Raw genomic sequence first — 19,468 nt, 5'->3', positions numbered from 1 at the left:
TCTTGCGTCAAGAAAAGTGACTCGCCGCAGGCGAAAACTCCGCCCAGACGTTCAGGAGGATCCGGCACGCGCGCAAGCGCACGTCGTGAAGTTTCAGAGCTGCGAGGCCAGATCCTTCGCTGCGCTCAGAGCCTGCCCTCGAGGTTGTAGTCGGGGGATGACAGCCACAAGCCCTACTTCTTCCGCCCAAACCGCTCCAGCAACAACGGCATCACCGCCTTCGGCACCAGCTTCTTCACCGGCGCCCCCAGGCTGGTCAACTCCCGCACCAGGCTGGAAGACAGATGCGCGAACTGTGGCGAAGGCGCCAGCAGCACTGTATCCAGTTCCGGATACAGGTCGCGATTCATCACCGCCATCTGCTTCTCGTAATCGACATCGCCGACGGTGCGCACGCCGCGCACCAGCACGGTGACGCCATGCTCGCGCGCGAAGTCCACCACCAGGCCGGTGAAGCCGACCACCTCGACATTGGCCAGGTCCTGCACCGAGGCGCGGATCAGCGCGATGCGCTCGTCGATGGTGAACTTGGGATTCTTGGTGATGTTCAGGCCGACCGCCACGATCAGCTTGGGAAACATGCGCGCGGCGCGGTGAATGATGTCGTTGTGGCCCAGCGTGATCGGGTCGAAGGTGCCCGAGTAGGCGGCGATGACGCTCACGTGTTTTCTCCCTGTTGCCTCAGCTCCCCGGCGGCGCTTCGGCGTTAAAGATCGCGAGCCCGTAGCTTACCTGACCGGCGCTCTTTTCCTTCAACAGGGTGTAGCCGGCCGGCCATTCCGGCGGCTGTCCCTGCGGCCACTCCAGGTACACCCGATGCATCGACTTCAGCACGCGGGGCAAGGCCGTCAACGCAGGCACCAACAGCTTGGCATCGTAGGGCGGATCGAGGAACACCACGTCGTAGCGGCGCGCGGTGTTGCGCAGCCAGGACAGGGCATCGCCCTGCACGATTTCGGCGCGCTCACCCGCGGCGAGCTTGGCGGCGGCGGCGCGCAGCGCCGCGGCCTGCTCCCGGCCCTGCTCGATGAAGCTGGTATGGGCGCCGCCGCGCGACAGGGCCTCGAAGCCGAGCGCGCCACTGCCGGCGAACAGGTCCAGGCAGCTGGCGCCCGGAATCAGGGGCGTCAACCAGTCGAACACGGTCTGCCGCACACGGTCCGGCGTGGGCCGCACACCGGCCTCGGCGTCGAACTCGATCAAGCGGCTGCGCCATTCGCCGCCGATGATGCGCAGGGTACCGAGGGCACGTCTTGCCATTAGCCGGTGATCTCGCCGAAGTGCCGCCGCAGACGGCGATGCCGGTGCTGGAACAGCAGGTGGATGATGAAGCGCAGGGTGGGCGCACACAGGGACAGGCGCGGCTCGAACTCCAGCAGGTCGGTGACGCGCGTGCCGCCGGCAACGGCGCTCAGCCTGCGGTGATGCAGCCATACCCGCTGCGTCAGGGAATGCGAACGCTCCTCGAAGCCCTCGCCGGGCAGGATGCGATCCATCCCCAGCGCATGCCGATCCAGCGGAATCAGCCGCGCCAGCATGATCCAGCTATGGAACAGGGTGCGGTCCGGCACGAGCGGCTCCGCTTCCGCGGTTGCACCCTCGATGCTGGCGTAACGCGGCGGATAACTCATCGTCACCCAGGGGCCCAGCTCGTAGTTGACGCCGGCCATGCTGCTGACATGGCCCCACACGGTATCGACCGGTGCGGCCACGTCGCTGCTGAAATTCAGCCGGACGCTCAAGGACGGCGTGCGGCGGATGACGCGGACCGGGCCTCCTGTCCCCCCTCAGACATGCGTGCCGCCCACGGTCATGGCATCGATCTTCAGGGTCGGCTGGCCCACGCCCACCGGCACGCTCTGGCCGTCCTTGCCGCAGACGCCGATGCCGCTGTCGAGCTTCATGTCGGTACCCAGCATCGACACCCGCGACAGCGACTCCGGGCCGTTGCCGGTAAGGGTGGCGCCCTTCACCGGGCGCGTCACCTTGCCGTCCTCGATCAGGTAGGCCTCGCTGGCGGAGAAGACGTAGTTGCCGTTGGTGATATCGACCTGCCCGCCGGCGAAGTTCACGGCGTAAAGGCCCTTCTTCACCGAGCGGATGATCTCTTCCGGGTCGTGCGGACCGGCCAGCAGGTAGGTGTTGGTCATGCGCGGCATCGGCAGGTGGGCGAAGGACTCGCGGCGGCCGTTGCCGGTGGGCTGCATGCCCATCAGGCGCGCATTCAGCTTGTCCTGGATGTAGCCCTTGAGGATGCCGTTCTCGATCAGGGTGGTGCACTGGGTCGGCGTGCCCTCGTCGTCGAGGGTCAGCGAGCCGCGGCGGTTCGGCAGGGTGCCGTCATCGACCACCGTGCACAGCGGGCTCGCCACCTTCTGGCCGATGCGGCCGGAATAGGCGGAAGTGCCCTTGCGGTTGAAGTCGCCTTCCAGGCCGTGACCCACCGCCTCGTGCAGCATCACGCCGGGCCAGCCCGGGCCCAGCACCACCTGCATCGAGCCAGCGGGGGCCGCGACCGCCGACAGCAGGGTGATGGCCTGGCGCACCGCTTCCTTCGCATACTGCTCGGCGGTGTCGCCGCCGAAGAAATCGGCATAAGCGCCGCGGCCGCCGCCGCCGGTGCTGGACTGTTCGCGCCGGCCGTTGTCCTCCACGATCACCGAGACGTTCAGGCGCACCAGCGGCCGCACGTCGGCGGCCAGGGTGCCGTCGGTGGCCGCGACCAGGATCACTTCGTGGCTGCCGGCCAGCGTCACCATCACCTGGGTGACGCGCGCATCGGCGGCACGCGCCGCGGCATCGGCGCGCCGCAGCAGGTCCAGCTTCTTTTCCACCGGCCAGGAGTCGAGCGGATTGGCCGGGCCGTACAGCGCCGGCGTGGCCGTGGCATGCGCCACCGCCAGGCTGCCGGTCTGGCCCTGGCGCACGATGGCGCCGGCGGCGCCGGCGGCATCGGTCAGCGCCGGCAGGGCGATCTCGTCGGAATAGGCGAAGCCCTGCTTCTCGCCGGCCATGGCGCGCACACCCACGCCCTGCTCGGTGTGGTGACTGCCCTGCTTGACGATGCCGTCCTCGAAGAACCAGCTCTCCGTGACCGCGTGCTGGAAATACAGGTCGGCGGCGTCGACGCCGGGCTTCATCAGACCGCTGAGCACGCGCTGGATGCGCGACTCATCGAGTTCGGCGGGGGCCAGCAGGGTGCGGCGGGCGAGGTCTAGGGATTGGCTCATGGGGAAATTATGGGGGAAAAGCGGGCGCTTCCAAGATTATGGGCTTAAATGCCCATGCGGCGGTGGGTCAGCGCCGGGAAACTGCTGCGCACCTGCTCCAGCCGCTGGCGCGGCAGCGGCGCGGCCACCACGCCGTCGCCCTCGGCCTGCTGGGCCAGGATTTCGCCCCAGGGATCGAGAATCAGGCTGTGGCCGTGGGTGGCGCGGCCGCCGGGGTTGATGCCGTGCTGGCCGGGCGCGATGAGGAAGCACTGGTTTTCGATGGCGCGGGCGCGCAACAGGGACTCCCAATGGGCCTGGCCGGTGCGGGCGGTGAAGGAGGCCGGCACGCACAGGGCTTCGGCGCCCTGCGCCGCCAGCGCCCGGTACAGCTCCGGAAAGCGCAGGTCGTAGCAGACGCTGAGGCCGAGTCTGCCGATGGGGGTCTGCACCACCACCGGCGTGATCGGACCGGGTGCAATGCTGGCGGATTCGCGGTAGCGCTCGCCGCCCGGCACTTCGACGTCGAACAGGTGGATCTTGTCGTAGCGCGCGGCGCGCCGGCCCTGCGCGTCATAGACCAGGCAGGCGGCGTAAACCTTGTCGGCATCGCCGGGCACCTGCAACGGCACCGTGCCGGCCACGATCCACAGCTTCAGCTCGCGCGCCGTGGCGGCGAGGAAATCCTGGATCGGTCCCGTGCCGTCCGGCTCGGCGATGGCCAGCTTGTCGCGCTCCTTCACCCCCATGAAGGAGAAATTCTCCGGCAGCACCGCCAGGGCGACGCCGGCCGCGGCAGCCTGGCGCAGCAGGCGTCCGGCGGCGGCGAGATTGGCGTCGCGATCCGCGATGGAGGCGAGCTGGATGGCGGCGCCGATCGGCGCATCCGGAGTAGTCATGGCGGAATCCTCCTGCTTATCCGGCATTTTGAGAAGGGGCTGGCGGTGCGGCGCCCGGCGCCGGCTGTGCGGGGGGCTGCGGCGGATCCGGCGCGTCCTTGTCCGAGCTGGGCCTGACCGTACCCACCCTGACCTGCGGATTGTCCCAGCTGCCGGTGACGCGGTAGCTGAACTGGCTCAGCGCGTTGAACGGCTTGTTGAACACTTCCTGCGCCAGCAGCGCGATGCCGCCGGCGATGGGGCCGCCGATCAGGGTGGCGCCAACGGTGACGCCGGTGGTGACATTGGGATAGACCGTGATCTTCTGATCGTAATCGCGCGCTGCGAGGCCGATGCGGCCGCTCATCTGCAGCTTCATCGAGGGCGCGTCGACCTGTAGGTCGGTGGTCTGGGCCTGGCCGTCGGCCAGGTTGAAGCTGCCGCCGAGGGTGTCGAAGCCCAGGCCGGTGGAGACCACATCGTGGAAATCCAGGGTCAGCAGCCGCCGCGGCAGGGCATACAGGTTGAGGATGCCGAGCACCCGGCCCGCGCCGGGCTTCACCGCCTTCAGCGCACCCTTCTGCACCGCCAGGGTGACCTTGCCGCGCGCCTGCGCCAGCTCCAGGCCGTTCGCGCTCTGCGGCCAGGTCAGGGTGCCGGAGAATTTGGCGTTCTTGCCGTCCATGGTTTCGGCGTAGCCGAAAGCCTGCAGCACCTTGCCCAGGTCGCGCGCATCGAACTCGAACGACAAATCCGCATAGGAGCTGCCGTTGCGGCGCAGCCAGCTGCCGCGCGTATTGGTTTGCAGCTGGCCGCCCTCGAACTTCAGCAGATCCAGCGCCTGGCCGCCGGCGGTGCGCGAGGTGAGCATGCTGAAACGGCCGAGATCGGCGTCGCCGAGCTTGAGCGAGTCGCAGGCAAGATCCAGCAGCGGCGCCTGGTTGGGATCGAAGGGCGGGCTGGGCGCGGCGGCATCGCCGCCGCCAGGCTGGCTCATCTCGGCCAGCGGCTGCAGCTGCAGCCGCTGCAAACGCGCCTGCAGGCGGCCGCCGTTGGCGCGGCTGAAGGCGATGTGTCCCTGCGCGTTGGCGCCGTCGACCTGCACGCTCCAGCCGTCGGCCTCGGGCTTGCCCAGCAGATGGGCCTGCTGCAGGGTGGCGCCGCGATACACCAGCTGCTGCGGCGTCAGGTCGAAGCCGCGGAACTGCAGGCTTTCGGCGACCGCCGCTGCGGCGACGGGTGGCTTCTCCGGCTTCTGCCCGCCGGCGGCGTCGATCGCATCGAACAGATCGGTCCAGGCGATCGCGTCCAGCACGGCGGGCGCGCCGCTGATGAAGACGCCGCCGGCATCGGCGCGCGGCATCTCGCCGGAGCCGAGCCGCACCTCGACACTGCGCGTCAGCAGCGCATCGCCGCCGGGCTTCTCCTTGCCGAAGCGCAGGGCCACGGCGAAACGATCGCCGCCGTCGATGCGCACCCGCAAGGCATCGGCGTCATTGGGCTTGGCGCTGCCGCCCTCGCCCACGGTGACGGTCAGCGGCAGGCTGTCCTCGGCGCTTTTGGCCACCGGCGGCGGCAGCTTCACGGCGACGCCGCGCAGATCCGTGCTCAGGCTGAGCTGGCCGCTGTGCGGACCGGCGAACGGCAGGCGCGCGGCGATATGCACGGTACCGTCGATGCGCTGCCGCAACCATTCCGGCGTGTATGCGGCGAGCAGGCCGTCGGCCTGCTGCGCCGGCGCGTCGGTCTGCACCAGCAGCACACCATCGGGACTCTCCGGCTCGGCGCGGATGGTGGCGTTGAGGGTGGCGCCGTAGAGCTGGCCGCTGAGGCCATTGCTGGTGACACCGTTATCGTCGAACGCCAGGCTGCCGCGCAGGCCGGTTACGGGAGGATCGATGGCGCGCACCTTCACCGTGCCGCCGTCGAAGCGCGCCGTACCCGCGACATGCACCGGCGGATCATCGACGTTGAGCGGGATGTCCAGGTGCACGTCCACCGCCGCGGGACCGGAAGCATCGGTTTGCGTCAGCAGACTCGACAGCTTCTTGTTGAGCGGACTGTTGCGCAGCAGGGCGTAGTAGCGCGCGGCGTCGCCGTGGGTGCTGCCGTCCACCGTCAGGCGGGCCTGGCGGAAGTCCGGAATCTGCGCCTCGATGTGATCGACCGCGTTGCCGGCGATCTGCGCCCCGCTGGAACTGATCTGCAAACCATGGCCGCGAAAGCGCAGTTGCGCCTGGAGCTTTTCCGCCTGCGGCCAGCCCGGCGCATAGAGCAGCGTGCCATCGGCCACGACCAGGTCGAGCAGCCAGTGGCCGGTGGGCTTTTCGACGAAGGGATAATCGGCCAGCGGGCCATCGAGTTGCAGATGCCCTTGCGAGACGCGGCCGCGCTGCAGGGCGCGGGTCAGCCAGTCGCGGGTACCGGCACCCCAGTCCTTCGGGATCCAGGGCTTCAGGCCGATCACGTCTTCCGCCGCGAAATCCGCGGTGAGCTGCAGGTTCGGTGAAGCATCGGCCTGTTCCGGCAGCAGCAGGCTGAACTGGCCGTGGCCGCTGGTGCCGAGCAGCTTCCAGTCGAACTGCGGTGCGCCGATGCGCCAGCCGGGCGCGGCGGCGTCGCGCTTCCAGCCGAAGTCGCCGCTGAGTGAGGCCACCGGCAGCGCCTGCTCGAACGCATCCGGCAACTGCACCCCCAGCGCGGCCTTCTGCAATTGCAGTTGGCCGCCGTCCTGGTCGGCTTCGACCACGGCGTCCAGACCGGAGAAGCCGGCCTGCGTCGCATCCGCGGCGAGCCCGGCGCCGGCCAGCCGCGCATGGACCTTGTACCTGGCCGCCGTGGAGCCGCCGGCGTTGGCCTGCTCGTAATGGACCGTCAGCTCATGCACGTCGCCGCGCACATCGCGCAGGCGCGCCGCGCTGGCCGGGAGATCCTTCCGCAGCGCCAGCCAGGGCGCCAGATCGTCCAGGCGCAAGCCATCGGCACCGCCATCCAGGCTGGTGCCGTCGTCGCTCACTGCATAGCGGAAATGGCCTTGCGCAGTCGTCGTGCCGCGCGCGCCGTTCAGTGCCAGCTTGCGCACTTCAGTGCGCCAGGCCTGCGGTTCCGGCCAAGCGGCGACATCGAGCTGCAGCTGGGTTACGCGGGCCAGCGTATCGCTGCCGCGGACCGCGGCAATCGCGGCGGCGCCGGCCTGCGCGTCGATTTCGGCGATGTGGCCGGCTTCGACGCGGCCGCTCAGGCGCAGCTGCGCCTGTTGCAGCGTAAGCCGCACGCCGGGCCCGAGCGTGCCAGCCAGCCAGGGCCAGCCCTGGATGTCGTCGAGCTGCAAGGCGGCGCTGCCCTGCCAGCTTTGCGGCTGCGACAGATCGCCCTGCAAGGTGGCCGAAGCGCTGGCAGCGGTGGCCAGTTCAGGGGGCGGCCGCAGCCGCGCCGTCAGGGTGTAACGCGATCCCTCATGATGCACCTCGGCATCGGTGACGCCGACGCTCAGCGGCTGCCGGCTGAACTGCGGATCGTGCACCAGCAGCAGGCTGTCGCGCAGGCGCACCCGGTCCAGGCGCTCCAGGCGTTGCAATTCGGCGTCGCCGAGCTTGCTGCCGCCGGCGCCGCTGAAGCCGCGTAGCGACCAGCGCCCGAGGATATCGACGTCCGCCTCCAGCTGCAGGCCGTAGACCTCGATGGTGCCCGGCATCCAGTCGGTGGTGAGCAGCCGGCCCAGGCTGAAGCCCAGGCGCAGCCGCGACAGCTGCAGCAGGGGCTTGCCCTGCTCGTCGAGCAGGGCGACGTCGCGCAGGTCGAGGCTGGGCTGCAGCCGCTGCCAGGTCAGCGCCATCGAGCCGATGCGGGTGGGATGCCCGGCGGCCTGCGTCACCAGGCCTTGCAGCTTGTTGCGGTAGTCCGGCACCGCGTCGACCACCAGGCGGAACACCAGGCTCACAGTGGCGGCCAGCACCACCAGCGCCGCAACCGTGCTCAAACCCCAGGTCCACCAGCGGCGGCGCTTACGCTCCACGCATGGCCCTCTGGGCCAAGTGATTGGTAATCAGTGGCCAGTGGCCAGTAAAAGCCACGCATGCTTTTAACTGGCCACCAACCACTAGCCACTGGTCACTGCGCCGCAGGCGCCTCACACCGGAACCACGTCGAACACTTCCTGCTGGTAGTGCGCCTCGGGCTGGAGCTTGATCGGCCGCTTCAGGCTGGCCTCGAGTTCGGCCACGCCGCCGGCCTGCTCTTCCTGCAGGCGCGCGACGACACTGGGCGCCGCCAGCACCAGGAAGGATTTCGGATCGTACATGCGCGCCGCGCGCTGCACTTCGCGGGCGATCTCGTGGCACACCGTCTCCACCGTCTTGACGCAACCCCGGCCGCCGCAGGCGCCGCAGGGCTCGCACAGGATGTGGCCGAGGCTTTCGCGGGTGCGCTTGCGCGTCATCTGCACCAGGCCCAGTTCGGAGAAGGGGTAGATGCGGGTGCGCGCGGGATCGCGCGCCACGTCCTTCTCCAGGGTGCGCAACACCTGGGCACGGTGCTCCTCGCTGCGCATGTCGATGAAGTCGAGAATGATGATGCCGCCCAGGTTGCGCAGGCGCAGCTGCCGCGCGATGGCGGAGGCAGCTTCCAGGTTGGTCTTGACGATGGTCTCTTCAAGGTTGCGATGGCCGGTGAAGGCGCCGGTATTGACGTCGATGGTGGTCATGGCTTCGGTCTGGTCGATCACCAGATGCCCACCCGACTTCAGTTCGACCTTGCGCTCCAACGCGCGGTTCAATTCGTCTTCGACGCCGTAGAGGTCGAAGATCGGCGCCTGGCCGCAATACGGCTCGATCTTCGCCGCCGCCTGCGGCACGAACACCCTGGCGAACTGCTGCACCCGGCGCGCCTCCTCGGCGCTGTCGATGCGCACCCGCTCCACCGCGGTGCCGAGCAGATCGCGCAGGATGCGCATCGACAGCGGCAGATCGCCGTGCACCAGGGTTCCCGGCTGCGCCTGCCGCACCTGCTGGCTGACCGAGCCCCACAACCGGGTCAGGAACAGCAGGTCCTGCTTCAAGGCTTCGGCGTCGGCGCCCTCGCCCGCGGTGCGGGCGATCACGCCCCACTCCGGCGCCAGCTCCGGCACCAGCGTCTCCAGGATGCCCTTGAGCCGCGTGCGCTCGGCCTCGTCCTCGATCTTGGCGGAGACACCGACGTGCTTCTCGAACGGCATCAGCACCAGGTAGCGCGAGGGGATCGACAGCAGCGTGGTGAGGCGCGCGCCCTTGGTGCCGAGCGGATCCTTGAGAATCTGCACCAGCACTTCCTCGCCCTCGTGCAGCAGACGCTCCACCGGCGGCAGCGGCGCGGTATGGGTCTCGGTATTGAGCATGTCGGCCACGTGCAGGAACGCCGTGCGCTCCAGGCCGATATCGACAAATGCCGCCTGCATGCCAGGCAGCACGCGCTTCACCACGCCCTTGTAGATATTGCCGACCAGGCCGTGGCGGGCGGCGCGCTGCACGTAGATCTCCTGGGCCGCGCCGCCTTCCACCAGGGCCACGCGGGTTTCCTGCGTGCCGATGTTGACCAGGATCTCGGTGCTCATGCGGGGGCACCGGTGCAATCCACGCCGAAGCGCTGCAGCAGCTCGCAGGTTTCGTACAGCGGCAGGCCGACCACGCCGCTGTAGCTGCCCTCGATGCGCTTCACCCAGCGCGCGGCATGGCCCTGGATGGCATAGGCGCCGGCCTTGTCCGCGGGCTCACCCGAGGCCCAGTAGGCCAGCGCCTGCGCCGGATCGATGGCGCCGAAGCTGACGCGCGTCACCGTCAGCGCGCTTTCCACCCGCGTACCGGCGATCACCACCACGGCGCTGCATACCTCGTGGGTGCGGCCGGACAGGCGCGCCAGCATGGCCAGGGCATCGTCGCGGTCGCGCGGCTTGCCGAGGATTTCGCCGTCGATGGAAACATCGGTGTCCGCGCCCAGCACCGGCAGCGCCAGCGTCGCCCCCGCGGCGGCGGCGCGGGCCTTGGCCAGCGCGGTGGCCAGGGCGTAGTCGGCGGGCAGTTGTCCCGGGGCCGGCTGCTCCGGCACATCGGCGGGCAGCGTTTCGAAGCGCAGGCCCAACTGGCGCAGGAACTGGGCGCGGCGCGGCGAGCGCGAGGCGAGATAGAGTTGGGCGGACATGGGCCTGATTGTCCGCGATTCGCCGGTGCTCTGAAACCCGCAGCGGGACGAGGCCATCCCGACCCGCTGCCGGGTCGAGGCCGCTCAGGGCTTGGGCACCTGCTGCGGACTGGGTGCGGCAGCTGGAGGAGGCGGCTGCGGCGTGGCCGGGGGCGCTGGCGTGCCTGCGGCACCGCCGCGCATCTCCTGGAAGTGCAGGATTTCGCGCTCGAACTCGCTGGCGGTGGCGTCGCGATCCTGTTTCACCTGGGCCAGGGCACGGATATTGTCGGCCTGCGCGCCCTCGAACGTCTTGATCTGGCCGAGCAGTTCGGGGCTGACATCGCGGCCGGCAGTGCGCTCGGCTTCGGCGCGGTCCTGCAGGTCCTTGACCGAGGCGGCGCCATCGCGCACCGCCTTTTCGGCCAGGTCGATACGGGTGTCCAGGGTCTGCAGGCGGCCGTCGCGTACCGCCTTCAACTCGTCGACGTTGCGGTAGGTCTGCAGCATGAAGTCGTCGTTCTGCTGCTGCTGCAGGAGGCGCTGGGCCTCGCGCTGCTTGCGCTCATCCTCGGCGCGCTGCTCCGGGGTCTGCTCCGCCGGCAGGGTGTGCACCAGCACGCCGCGCCGGTCGTAGATCTCGCGCTGCTTGCGGGCGTATTGGGGCGGTACATGGTCGCCGCAGGCACGCTGGCCGTGATCGTCCAGCCAGCAGACGATACCGTTCTTGCCTGGATCGTCGGCGCTGGCAGGCAGATTGGCAGCCGTGCTCACCAGCACGGCTGCCAGCCCGATCAACGCCCTTGTATGCGTCCTCAAACGACGCGGCCCTCCCCCCAAAAATCATGCTGACGCAGGAACACCGTAGCGCGCCTGGTAGGCCTGGATGGCAGCGATCGTGGCCGGATCGCCATCGCTGCCCTGCAGGTACAGGAGCAAGTCCTGTACCGTGACCAGGGATATCACTGAGATCTTAGTATTTTCAACAAGTTCTGCAACCGCGCCACGGCCATTCGGGCCGACCTCCTGACGATCCAGGGCAGTTATTGCCGCAACCGGCAATGCGCCGGCCCGGACCAGCAGGCCATGCGATTCGCGCAGGGCGGTGCCGGCGGTGAGCACGTCGTCGACGATCAGGATGCGTTTGCCGCTCACGTCCGCCCCGACCAGCACCCCACCCTCGCCGTGGTCCTTGGCTTCCTTGCGGTTGTAGGCGAAGGGCAGGTCGCGGCCGCGCTCGGCCATGGCGCAGGCCACCGCCGCCGCCAGGGGGATGCCCTTGTAGGCCGGCCCGAACAGCAGGTCGAATTCAAGCCCTGAAGCCTGGATGGCATCGGCATAGGCATGCGCCAGTTCGCGCAGGGCGCCGCCGCTGGCGATACGGCCGAGATTGAAGAAGTAGGGGCTGACGCGCCCGGACTTGAGGGTGAAGGAGCCGAAGCGCAGCACTTCGTGCTTGAGGGCGAGCTTGAAGAAGGTGGTCTTGTAGTTTTGCATGGGGATAGGCATCGAACGGTACGTTATTGTGCAAGACTAATCGGCAGTTCCGACAGCCCTTTTCCAGAGGTCAGCGTGCGCATCATCTCACTCAATGCCAACGGCATCCGCTCCGCCGCCAAAAAAGGCCTGTTCGACTGGCTGCCGGAGCAGAAAGCCGACTACCTCTGCCTGCAGGAGATCAAGGCCCAGCTCAGCGACCTGGAGGGCGACATCACGTTTTCGCCGAAGGGCTGGCACGCGCATTTCAACCACGCGCAGAAGAAGGGCTACGCCGGCGTCGGCGTGTTCTCGCGCAAGCAGCCGGACGACGTGCTGGACAAGCTTGGAGAGAAGGAATTCGACGACGAGGGGCGCTACCTCGAATTGCGCCACGGCAATCTCTCCGTGATCTCGCTGTACCTGCCTTCGGGCTCGGCCGGCCCGGAACGGCAGGCCTCCAAGGACCGCTTCCTGGAATTCTTTCTGCCCAAGCTGCGCGAGTGGATAGCCAACGGCCGCGAATACGTGATCTGCGGCGACTGGAACATCGCGCACAAGAACATCGACCTGAAGAACTGGCGCGGCAACCAGAAGAATTCCGGCTTCCTGCCGCACGAGCGCGCCTGGCTCGACACCCTGTTCAACGAGGTCGGCTGGGTCGACGGCTACCGCGCTCTCCACCCCGCACTGGAAGGCGAGGCCTATACCTGGTGGAGCAACCGCGGCAATGCCTACGCCAACAACGTGGGATGGCGCATCGACTACCACATCGTCACGCCGGGACTGAAGAGCAAGATCAAGGAGGCGGCGGTGTACAAGGATCGGAGATTTTCCGACCATGCGCCGTTGACGCTGGACTACAAACTTTGAACCGAGCTGTGCAGGGCTGGCTGGATAATCTGAAACAGTTCACGCGACCCGGGCTGCGGTCCATGTTGTATCTGGGCTTCTCCGCTGGCCTGCCGTTCCTACTCGTGTTCTCGACACTGACCGCGTGGCTCACCCAAGCCGGGGTGAAGCGGGCCACCATCGGATCCTTCGCTTGGGTGGGGTTGACCTACACGCTCAAGATCGTCTGGGCACCCGTGGTGGACCGCGTGCACCTGCCCCTGCTGGGCCAGCTTGGCCGGCGCCGAAGCTGGATGATGCTGGGACAGTGCGGCATTGCCCTGGGCCTCACACAAATCGCCCTTCGCGATCCTGCCACTGAACTGGCAACCGTCGCCTTGCTTGCCGTGTTCGTCGCCTTCTGCTCGGCGACGCAGGACATCGCACTGGACGCGTTTCGCATCGAGACGCCGCCGTTGGATCACCAGGACGCCAAAGCGGCGGCCTACCAGTTCGGCTACCGCGTGGCCCTGATCGTTGCAGGTGCCGGCGCCTTGGTGCTGGCCTCGACCTACGGCTGGCGCGCGGCATACCTGTGCATGGCGGCACTCGGCCTAGTGGGACCAATCACGACCTGGCTGATCTCCGAACCTGCCGTTGCCATCGACCGCCGCACACTTGCGCAGGAACAGCGGGTGATCGATTTTCTGGAAAGGACGGCACACTGGCCTGAATCGGCACGCAGCGTGGCCGGCTGGTTCATCGGCGCGGTGGTTTGCCCTTTCGTCGACTTCTTCAATCGCTACCCGGTCCGTCATGCACTGTTGATCCTGCTGTTCATCGGCTTCTACCGCCTCACCGACTACACCATGGGCGCGATGGCGAACAATTTCTACCTGTCCCTGGGCTTCGGTTTGACGCAGATCGCGGGTGTTTCGAAGGTCTACGGCGTGATCATGACCATGGTGGGCATCGCCGCCGCCGGCGCTTTGATGGCCCGACATGGAATTCTGCGCACGCTGCTCGTCGGTGCGCTGGTTATTTTCTTTGCCAATCTGTTTTACGCCTGGATGGCCTGGGCCCAGCCGGGAATGAGCGGACTGGTTGCGGCGATCAGCCTGGACAACTTCGGCATCGGCATCGCCGGCACCGCTTTCGTCGCCTACCTGTCCGGCCTCACCAGCGCAGCCTACACTGCGACACAGTACGCACTGTTCGGCTCTCTCTGGCCGTTGCCTGGCAAGTTCATCGCAGGATTCTCCGGCAATGTGGTCGATGCCATTGGCTATCCGGGATTTTTCGTCTACTCGGCCGTGCTGGGTATACCCGGGGTAGCGCTGCTGTTCTGGCTCATGCGGCAACCGCCCGCGCCCGCTCCAATCCGCACATGACGGCATGGAAGCGCCGGCCAGCCGGCGTGTCGCGGGGCACCCGCGATGATTTCCCATACACCGGCAGTTCCAGCCGCACCACGTGACGCTCGGTGGGACCGCGCTTGGCGCCGAGGTCGCGCAGGTGGTGCAGGAAGCGCGGGTTGTCCTCGCTGACGTCGTAGAAGAAACGGCGCACCCGGTTGCTGGCGGCGCAGCGGTGCAGGCAGGCGTGCAGCAGGATGCGGACGCCGCGGCTCTGGTAGGGATCCAGCACGGTCAGCGCCACCTCGGCGCAATCCAGCCTGGGCGCGGTGCGCACGTAGCGGGCGATACCCATGAACACGCCGTCCGGCGCCTTGGCGTCGAGCGCGCCCCAGCCGACATGGTCTTTCCCATCCAGTCGATCGAGGAAATCCAGTTGCGGCTCGCTGGCCTGGTCGAAGAAACGCAGGCGCCGCGATTCCTCGGAGAGGAGGATGTAGCCGGTGCGCAGGCGTTCGGCGTCGTCCGGGCGCAGGCGGCGCAGGAGCGCGCGGCTGCCGTCCGCCAGTCCGTATTCGCAGGCGGCGGGCGGTGCTGCCGGTCGGAAGAGCCCGAGCATGAATCGAGTCTAGCACCGCGGTCTGGCACCGGGCGGCAGCCTGCTGGCACACTGCGCCCCGGATCACAGGATTAGCGCCGCCATGCCGGGAGTACCGGTCACTTGAATCTCGCCGCACTCAGCCCCGAGCTGTGGGCTTCGCTGTGGCTGACGGTGCGCCTGGCGGCCACCTCGACCGTGATCCTGCTGGCCTTGGGATTGCCGCTGGCGGGCTGGCTCAATCGTTCGCGTTCGCACGCGGCGCCGCTGGTGGAAGCCATGGTGACCTTGCCGATCGTGCTGCCGCCAACCGTGATCGGCTTCTACGTGCTGCTGGCGCTGGGCAACCGCAGCCCCATCGGACAGGCCTGGCAGGCGCTGTTCGGCAGCACCCTGGCCTTCAGCTTCCCCGGCCTGGTGGTCGGCTCGGTGCTGTACAGCCTGCCCTACGCGGTGCAGCCGATGCAGTCCTCGCTGCGTGATGTCGACGCCGGCCTGATCGAAGCGGCCGTGTCCCTCGGCGCCCGTGCGCGGCAGGTGTTCTGGAAAGTGATGGTGCCGGTGGCGCGCAACGGCATCATCACCGGTGCCGCCCTGTCCTTCGCCCACACCATGGGCGAGTTCGGCGTGGTGCTGATGCTCGGCGGCAACATCCCCGGCGTGACGCGGGTCGCCTCCATCGCGCTGTACGACGAAACGCAGAAACTCAACTACAGCGTGGCGCATACTTACGCCCTGGTGCTGCTGGCCTCGTCCCTGGCGATGCTGCTGTTCATCGCCTGGCTGCGCCAGCGCACGCCGGCGCCGCCCAGGCCGCAGCCGCGCTGACCGTTCAAACAACGATCCGGGAGGAGCCCGCATGTCATTGAAGATCCATCATCTCAACTGCGGCAGCATGTGCCCGCTCGGCAAGCGCCTGATCAACGGCCACGGCGGCCTGCTCGAAGCCGCCGACATGTGCTGTCATTGCCTGCTGATCGAGGGTGCCGACGGCCTGGTGCTGGTGGAGACCGGCCTCGGCACCGGCGACGTGCGCAATCCCGGCCAGCTCGGCGCCGCCTTCAACCTCGTGGTGCAGCCGAAGCTGCTGATGGAGGAGACCGCCCTGCACCAGGTGCAGGCGCTGGGCTTCAAGGCCGCCGACGTGCGCCACATCGTCGTCACCCACCTCGACCTCGACCATGCCGGCGGCCTGTCCGATTTCCCCGACGCGCAGGTCCATATCTTCAAGCCTGAACATCACGCCGCGATGGAGCGCCCCAGCCTGGGCGAGAAAGGCCGCTACCGGCCCGCGCACTTCGCCCACCGGCCGAAGTGGGTCATGCACGAAATCCAGGGCGAGCGCTGGAACGGCTTCGACAGCATCCGCACCCTGCCCGGCAGCCGCGACGAAATCCTGCTGGTGCCCTTGATCGGGCATACGCGGGGCCATTGCGGCGTGGCGATCAACGGCGGCGGCAAGAATGGCGCCCGATGGCTGCTGCATTGCGGGGATGCCTACTTCTATCGCGACGAGGTCAATCCGGCGCATCCGTATTGCACGCCGGGGTTGAGCCTGTTCCAGAACCTGGTGCAGGTGGATGGCCAGCAGCGCAAGGCCAACCAGGCGCGGTTGCTGGAGCTGGCGCGCAGCAAGGGGGAGGAGGTGGAGTTGATTTGTGCGCATGATCCGGTGGAGTTGGCGCGGTATACGGGCTAGCCTGCGTAGCTCCTTGCATGCTCATTGAAACCTTGATGTACGCGCTTGCGCGCGAGGCGTTGGAGTCGCAGATTGAGATTGCGGTTCCGCCTTGAAGGCGGGTCACTTTCTTGTCTCCAGCGACAAGAAAGTAACCAAAGAAGCGCCGCCCCGGAGCCTGCGCCCATCAATCACCTTTGGTGATTGATGGGTCCCCTGCGCTTCTCGCCCGCGGCGGGGTTTTTGTACAGGCCATCCCTGGCCTGTACAAAAACGCTTCGGCATCCTGCCTCGCCTCGCGCCAAACAGGCGCGAGCCTACGTCGCCGCGGGCTGCGATGCTCGGCGCAGGCAACGGGGGGAACATCAAAAGCCGAAACGTCGCTCTTGAACACTCCCTAGCCCTTTTCGTCATCCCCGCGCAGGCGGGGATACAGTTCTGCTGCCCTCAACGCAGGGATGTACAGCCCCGACTTTCGCGGCCTTTTTTCCGGTGGAAAGGAACACGCTCGCCGCATGCGTGCCAACAAAAAACCTTGGCACGCATGGCACCCATGGGGAAAAACAGGGGTATCAGGGACAGGGAATCGTGTATCGCTTGTGAATCGCCTCGATCCCCTGCAACACCTCATCCGAAAGCTTGATCTCGCTCGAAGCAATATTCGAGCGTAGCTGCTCCATGGTCGTCGCGCCGATGATGGTGGAGGTGGTGAACGGCCGCGCGGTGACGAAGGCAAGGGCCATCTGCGCGGGGTCGAGGCCGTGCTGCCGCGCCAGTGCGACGTACTCGCCGATGGCGTGGTCGGCGTGCTCGCCGTTGTAGCGGCTGAAGCGCGCGAACAGGGTGAGGCGCCCCTGCGGGGGCCGGGCGCCGCCGAGGTATTTGCCGGACAGGGCGCCGAAGGCGAGCGGCGAATAGGCCAGCAGGCCCAGCTTGTCGCGGTGCGAGAATTCCGACAGGCCGACCTCGAAGCTGCGGTTGAGCAGGCTGTAGGGATTCTGGATCGACACCGGCCTGGGCAGGTTCCGCTCGCGCGCCAGGCGGAAGTATTCGGCGACGCCCCAGGGGGTCTCGTTGGAAATGCCGATGTGGCGCACCTTGCCCTGCCGCACCAGCTCGCCCAGCGCGCCGAGGGTTTCCTCGATGGGCGTGGCGGCACGATCGTTGGTGGCGCGGTAGTTGAGCTGGCCGAAGTAGTTGGTGCTGCGCGCGGGCCAGTGCACCTGGTACAGGTCGATGTAGTCGGTCTGCAGGCGCTGCAGGCTGGTGTCGCAGGCGGCGAGCACGCTGGCGCGATCCAGCCGCGGACCGCCGCGGAGCCAGGGGAATTCGCCGGGGCCGATGACCTTGGTGGCGATGATGAGCTTGTCGCGGTTGCCGCGCGCCTTGAGCCAGGTGCCGAGGTATTGCTCGGTGCGGCCCTGGGTCTCGGCCTTGGGCGGCACCGGGTACATCTCGGCGGCGTCGATGAAATTGATGCCCTGGGCCACGGCGTAATCGAGCTGCTCGTGCGCCTCGGCTTCGGTGTTCTGCTCGCCCCAGGTCATGGTGCCGAGGCAGATGCGGGTGACATCGAGGTCGGTGGGGCCAAGCTTGCGGGTGCGCATGCGGATCGGTCCTGATAGCGAATGAATGGACGGACGCAGGCTGGTGCAGCCCTAGTCCTTTTCTTTGTCCTTGAGCGCCTTGCGCCGCGCGGCGGCGAGGCGTTTCACGGCCGGGCGCAGGGTGGCTTCCATCGCCACCTCCATCTCCGTACCGGGGACCACCACGGTGGTGGAACGCGACAGGAAGGCGTTGGGGATGCCGTCGACCAGCTTGCCGATGTCGGCCTCGACCCTGGAGTTGAGGCGGAAGCTGATCACCACCAGGCTTTCCTCGGCGGTGGGGATATCGCGTTCGACGAAGGGGTTGCTGGTATCCACCAGCGGCACGCGCTGGAAGTTGACGTCGGTGCGCGAGAACTGCGGCGTGATGTAGGTGACGTAGTCCGGCAGGCGGCGCAGGATGGTGCCGGTGACGTCGTCCACGGTCTGGCCGCGCTCGTCGCGGTCGCGCTTGATCTTCTGGATCCACTCCAGGTTGACGATGGGCGTCACGCCGATCAGCAGGTCGACATGGCGCGCGACGTTGACCTCGGAGGTGACGACACCGCCGTGCAGGCCTTCATAGAACAGCACGTCGGTATCCGGCGGCAAGCGCGTCCAGGGGGTGAAGGTGCCGACCGGCTGCTCCGCTTCCTGTGCCTCGGCCTCGGTATGCAGGTAGCTGCGCACCATGCCGGTGCCGCGCGCGCCGTAGTCGCGGAACAGCTTTTCCAGGCGGTCCAGCAGGTTGGCGCCGGGACCGAAGTGGCTGAAGTTCTCGCCGCGGATGCGCGCCTTCTCCACCAGGGCGCGCATCTGTTCGCGATCATAGGCGTGGAAGCTGTCGCCGGGGATGTAGGCCGCTTCCAGCTTGAGGCTGTCGAAGATGCGCTCGAACACCCGCCGGGCGGTGCTGGTGCCGGCGCCGGAGGAGCCGGTGACCGCGATGATGGGATGTTCGACGGACATGGTTAGAGGCTATTTCCGGACGAACTCGAAGTCGGCGACTTCGTGGCCGAGGCGCAGGCCGCGCGCTTCGAAGCGGGTCAGCGGCCGGTCGGCCGGGCGCGGGATGGCGCCGCCTTCACCCGCGACGTTGCTGAATTGCGACGCCGTAGCCATTACTTCAAGCATGTGGCGGGCATAGTCGGCCCAGTCGGTGGCCATGCGCAGCCGCCCGCCGGGGCGCAGCACCCGCGCCAGCAGTTCGACGAAGGCCGGCTGCACCAGGCGCCGCTTCTGGTGGCGCTTCTTGGGCCAGGGATCGGGGAAAAAGATCACCACCTCGTCGACGCTGGCCGCGGGCAGGGACTGGCGCAGCACTTCCACCGCGTCGGTGCACAGCACGCGCAGGTTGGTCAGTCCCAGCTTGTCCGCCTGCTGCAGGACGCGACCGGCGCCGGGACGATGCACCTCGATGCCGATGAAGTCGGTATCCGGCCGCGCCTGGGCGCTGCTCAGCAGGTGGTCCCCGCTGCCGAAACCGATCTCCACCGCCAGCGGCGCCCGCCGCCCGAAGATCGTCGGCAGGTCGAGCACCGTACCGGCGGGGTCGATGCCGTAGCGCGGCCACAGCTGTTCCAGCGCTTCTTCCTGGGCCGAGGTGATGCGGCCCTCGCGGCGCACGTAGCTGCGGATATGGTGCGCCGGCGCGCCCTCGACGGGGGCGCCGGAATCGGCGGAATCGTGGCGGGCGGCTTCGGTCAC

General features: G+C 67.8%; 18 protein-coding genes. 4 read left to right on the top strand and 14 right to left on the bottom strand.

The features are described 5' to 3' along the window. Positions 1-173: 173 nt before the first annotated feature. The 10 genes from coaD to pyrE all read right to left on the bottom strand — a co-directional run bounded on the left by coaD (position 174) and on the right by pyrE (position 11,734). Entirely contained in the window at positions 174-662 is a 489-nt protein-coding gene (coaD, locus tag BP26_RS0103870) for a pantetheine-phosphate adenylyltransferase (protein WP_029919268.1), read from the bottom strand. Positions 663-681: 19 nt separating this feature from the next. Further along, positions 682-1,260 (bottom strand): 16S rRNA (guanine(966)-N(2))-methyltransferase RsmD, encoded by a 579-nt coding sequence (rsmD, locus tag BP26_RS0103865; RefSeq protein WP_029919267.1) that lies wholly within the window; start codon positions 1,258-1,260, stop codon positions 682-684. Further along, complete coding sequence (locus BP26_RS0103860; RefSeq protein WP_051748236.1) at positions 1,260-1,742, bottom strand: Rv1443c family protein; 483 nt, start codon at positions 1,740-1,742, stop codon at positions 1,260-1,262. The genes rsmD and BP26_RS0103860 overlap by 1 nt, the downstream gene beginning before the upstream one ends. A 45-nt stretch (positions 1,743-1,787) precedes the next feature. Further along, positions 1,788-3,230 carry a metalloprotease TldD gene (gene tldD / locus BP26_RS0103855; RefSeq protein ID WP_029919265.1) on the bottom strand — a complete coding sequence of 481 codons (1,443 nt, stop codon included), beginning with the start codon at positions 3,228-3,230 and terminating at the stop codon, positions 1,788-1,790. Positions 3,231-3,274: 44 nt separating this feature from the next. After that, positions 3,275-4,108 carry a carbon-nitrogen hydrolase family protein gene (locus tag BP26_RS0103850; RefSeq protein ID WP_029919264.1) on the bottom strand — a complete coding sequence of 278 codons (834 nt, stop codon included), beginning with the start codon at positions 4,106-4,108 and terminating at the stop codon, positions 3,275-3,277. 16 nt (positions 4,109-4,124) lie between these two features. Further along, complete coding sequence (locus tag BP26_RS0103845; protein WP_169740640.1) at positions 4,125-8,102, bottom strand: YhdP family protein; 3,978 nt, start codon at positions 8,100-8,102, stop codon at positions 4,125-4,127. Positions 8,103-8,216: 114 nt separating this feature from the next. Further along, on the bottom strand, positions 8,217-9,674 hold the full coding sequence (rng, locus tag BP26_RS0103840; protein WP_029919262.1) for a ribonuclease G: 1,458 nt from the start codon (positions 9,672-9,674) through the stop codon (positions 8,217-8,219). Then, entirely contained in the window at positions 9,671-10,258 is a 588-nt protein-coding gene (locus BP26_RS0103835; RefSeq protein WP_029919261.1) for a Maf family protein, read from the bottom strand. Before BP26_RS0103835 ends, rng begins: the two co-directional genes overlap by 4 nt. 84 nt (positions 10,259-10,342) lie before the next feature. Continuing rightward, positions 10,343-11,035 (bottom strand): hypothetical protein, encoded by a 693-nt coding sequence (locus BP26_RS0103830; RefSeq protein ID WP_029919260.1) that lies wholly within the window; start codon positions 11,033-11,035, stop codon positions 10,343-10,345. A 45-nt stretch (positions 11,036-11,080) separates the two neighbouring features. Further along, positions 11,081-11,734 carry an orotate phosphoribosyltransferase gene (gene pyrE / locus BP26_RS0103825; RefSeq protein ID WP_029919259.1) on the bottom strand — a complete coding sequence of 218 codons (654 nt, stop codon included), beginning with the start codon at positions 11,732-11,734 and terminating at the stop codon, positions 11,081-11,083. 75 nt (positions 11,735-11,809) lie between these two features. Here pyrE and BP26_RS0103820 point away from each other — a divergent pair, with 75 nt between their 5' ends. After that, positions 11,810-12,586 (top strand): exodeoxyribonuclease III, encoded by a 777-nt coding sequence (locus tag BP26_RS0103820; protein ID WP_029919258.1) that lies wholly within the window; start codon positions 11,810-11,812, stop codon positions 12,584-12,586. Positions 12,587-12,594: 8 nt separating this feature from the next. Then, the gene (locus BP26_RS0103815) at positions 12,595-13,935 is read left to right on the top strand and encodes an AmpG family muropeptide MFS transporter (protein ID WP_029919257.1); all 1,341 of its coding nucleotides are present in this window, start codon (positions 12,595-12,597) and stop codon (positions 13,933-13,935) included. Here BP26_RS0103815 and BP26_RS0103810 read toward each other — a convergent pair. Continuing rightward, the gene (locus BP26_RS0103810) at positions 13,895-14,518 is read right to left on the bottom strand and encodes a GNAT family N-acetyltransferase (protein ID WP_051748232.1); all 624 of its coding nucleotides are present in this window, start codon (positions 14,516-14,518) and stop codon (positions 13,895-13,897) included. The two genes, BP26_RS0103815 and BP26_RS0103810, sit on opposite strands and share 41 nt — an antisense overlap. Before the next feature lie 102 nt (positions 14,519-14,620). On the opposite strand from BP26_RS0103810, the gene modB reads away from it, so the two are divergent. Beyond that, positions 14,621-15,325, top strand: a complete 705-nt coding sequence (gene modB / locus BP26_RS0103805) for a molybdate ABC transporter permease subunit (RefSeq protein WP_029919255.1) — start codon at positions 14,621-14,623, stop codon at positions 15,323-15,325. 37 nt (positions 15,326-15,362) lie between these two features. Further along, positions 15,363-16,196 carry an MBL fold metallo-hydrolase gene (locus BP26_RS0103800; protein ID WP_029919254.1) on the top strand — a complete coding sequence of 278 codons (834 nt, stop codon included), beginning with the start codon at positions 15,363-15,365 and terminating at the stop codon, positions 16,194-16,196. Between the two features lie 551 nt (positions 16,197-16,747). Here BP26_RS0103800 and BP26_RS0103795 read toward each other — a convergent pair. From BP26_RS0103795 to trmB, 3 genes are read right to left on the bottom strand one after another with little or no spacing between them, the layout of a single operon-like run. Further along, positions 16,748-17,782, bottom strand: coding sequence for an NADP(H)-dependent aldo-keto reductase (locus tag BP26_RS0103795; RefSeq protein ID WP_029919253.1), 1,035 nt, complete (start codon positions 17,780-17,782; stop codon positions 16,748-16,750). Between the two features lie 51 nt (positions 17,783-17,833). Beyond that, positions 17,834-18,730, bottom strand: a complete 897-nt coding sequence (locus BP26_RS0103790) for a phosphoribulokinase (RefSeq protein ID WP_029919252.1) — start codon at positions 18,728-18,730, stop codon at positions 17,834-17,836. Positions 18,731-18,739: 9 nt separating this feature from the next. Then, the gene (trmB, locus tag BP26_RS0103785; protein WP_029919251.1) at positions 18,740-19,468 is read right to left on the bottom strand and encodes a tRNA (guanosine(46)-N7)-methyltransferase TrmB; all 729 of its coding nucleotides are present in this window, start codon (positions 19,466-19,468) and stop codon (positions 18,740-18,742) included.

This window comes from Nevskia soli DSM 19509 (assembly GCF_000711955.1).
Taxonomy (GTDB): domain Bacteria; phylum Pseudomonadota; class Gammaproteobacteria; order Nevskiales; family Nevskiaceae; genus Nevskia; species Nevskia soli.
This window is presented reverse-complemented; position numbering and strand designations above follow the sequence as displayed.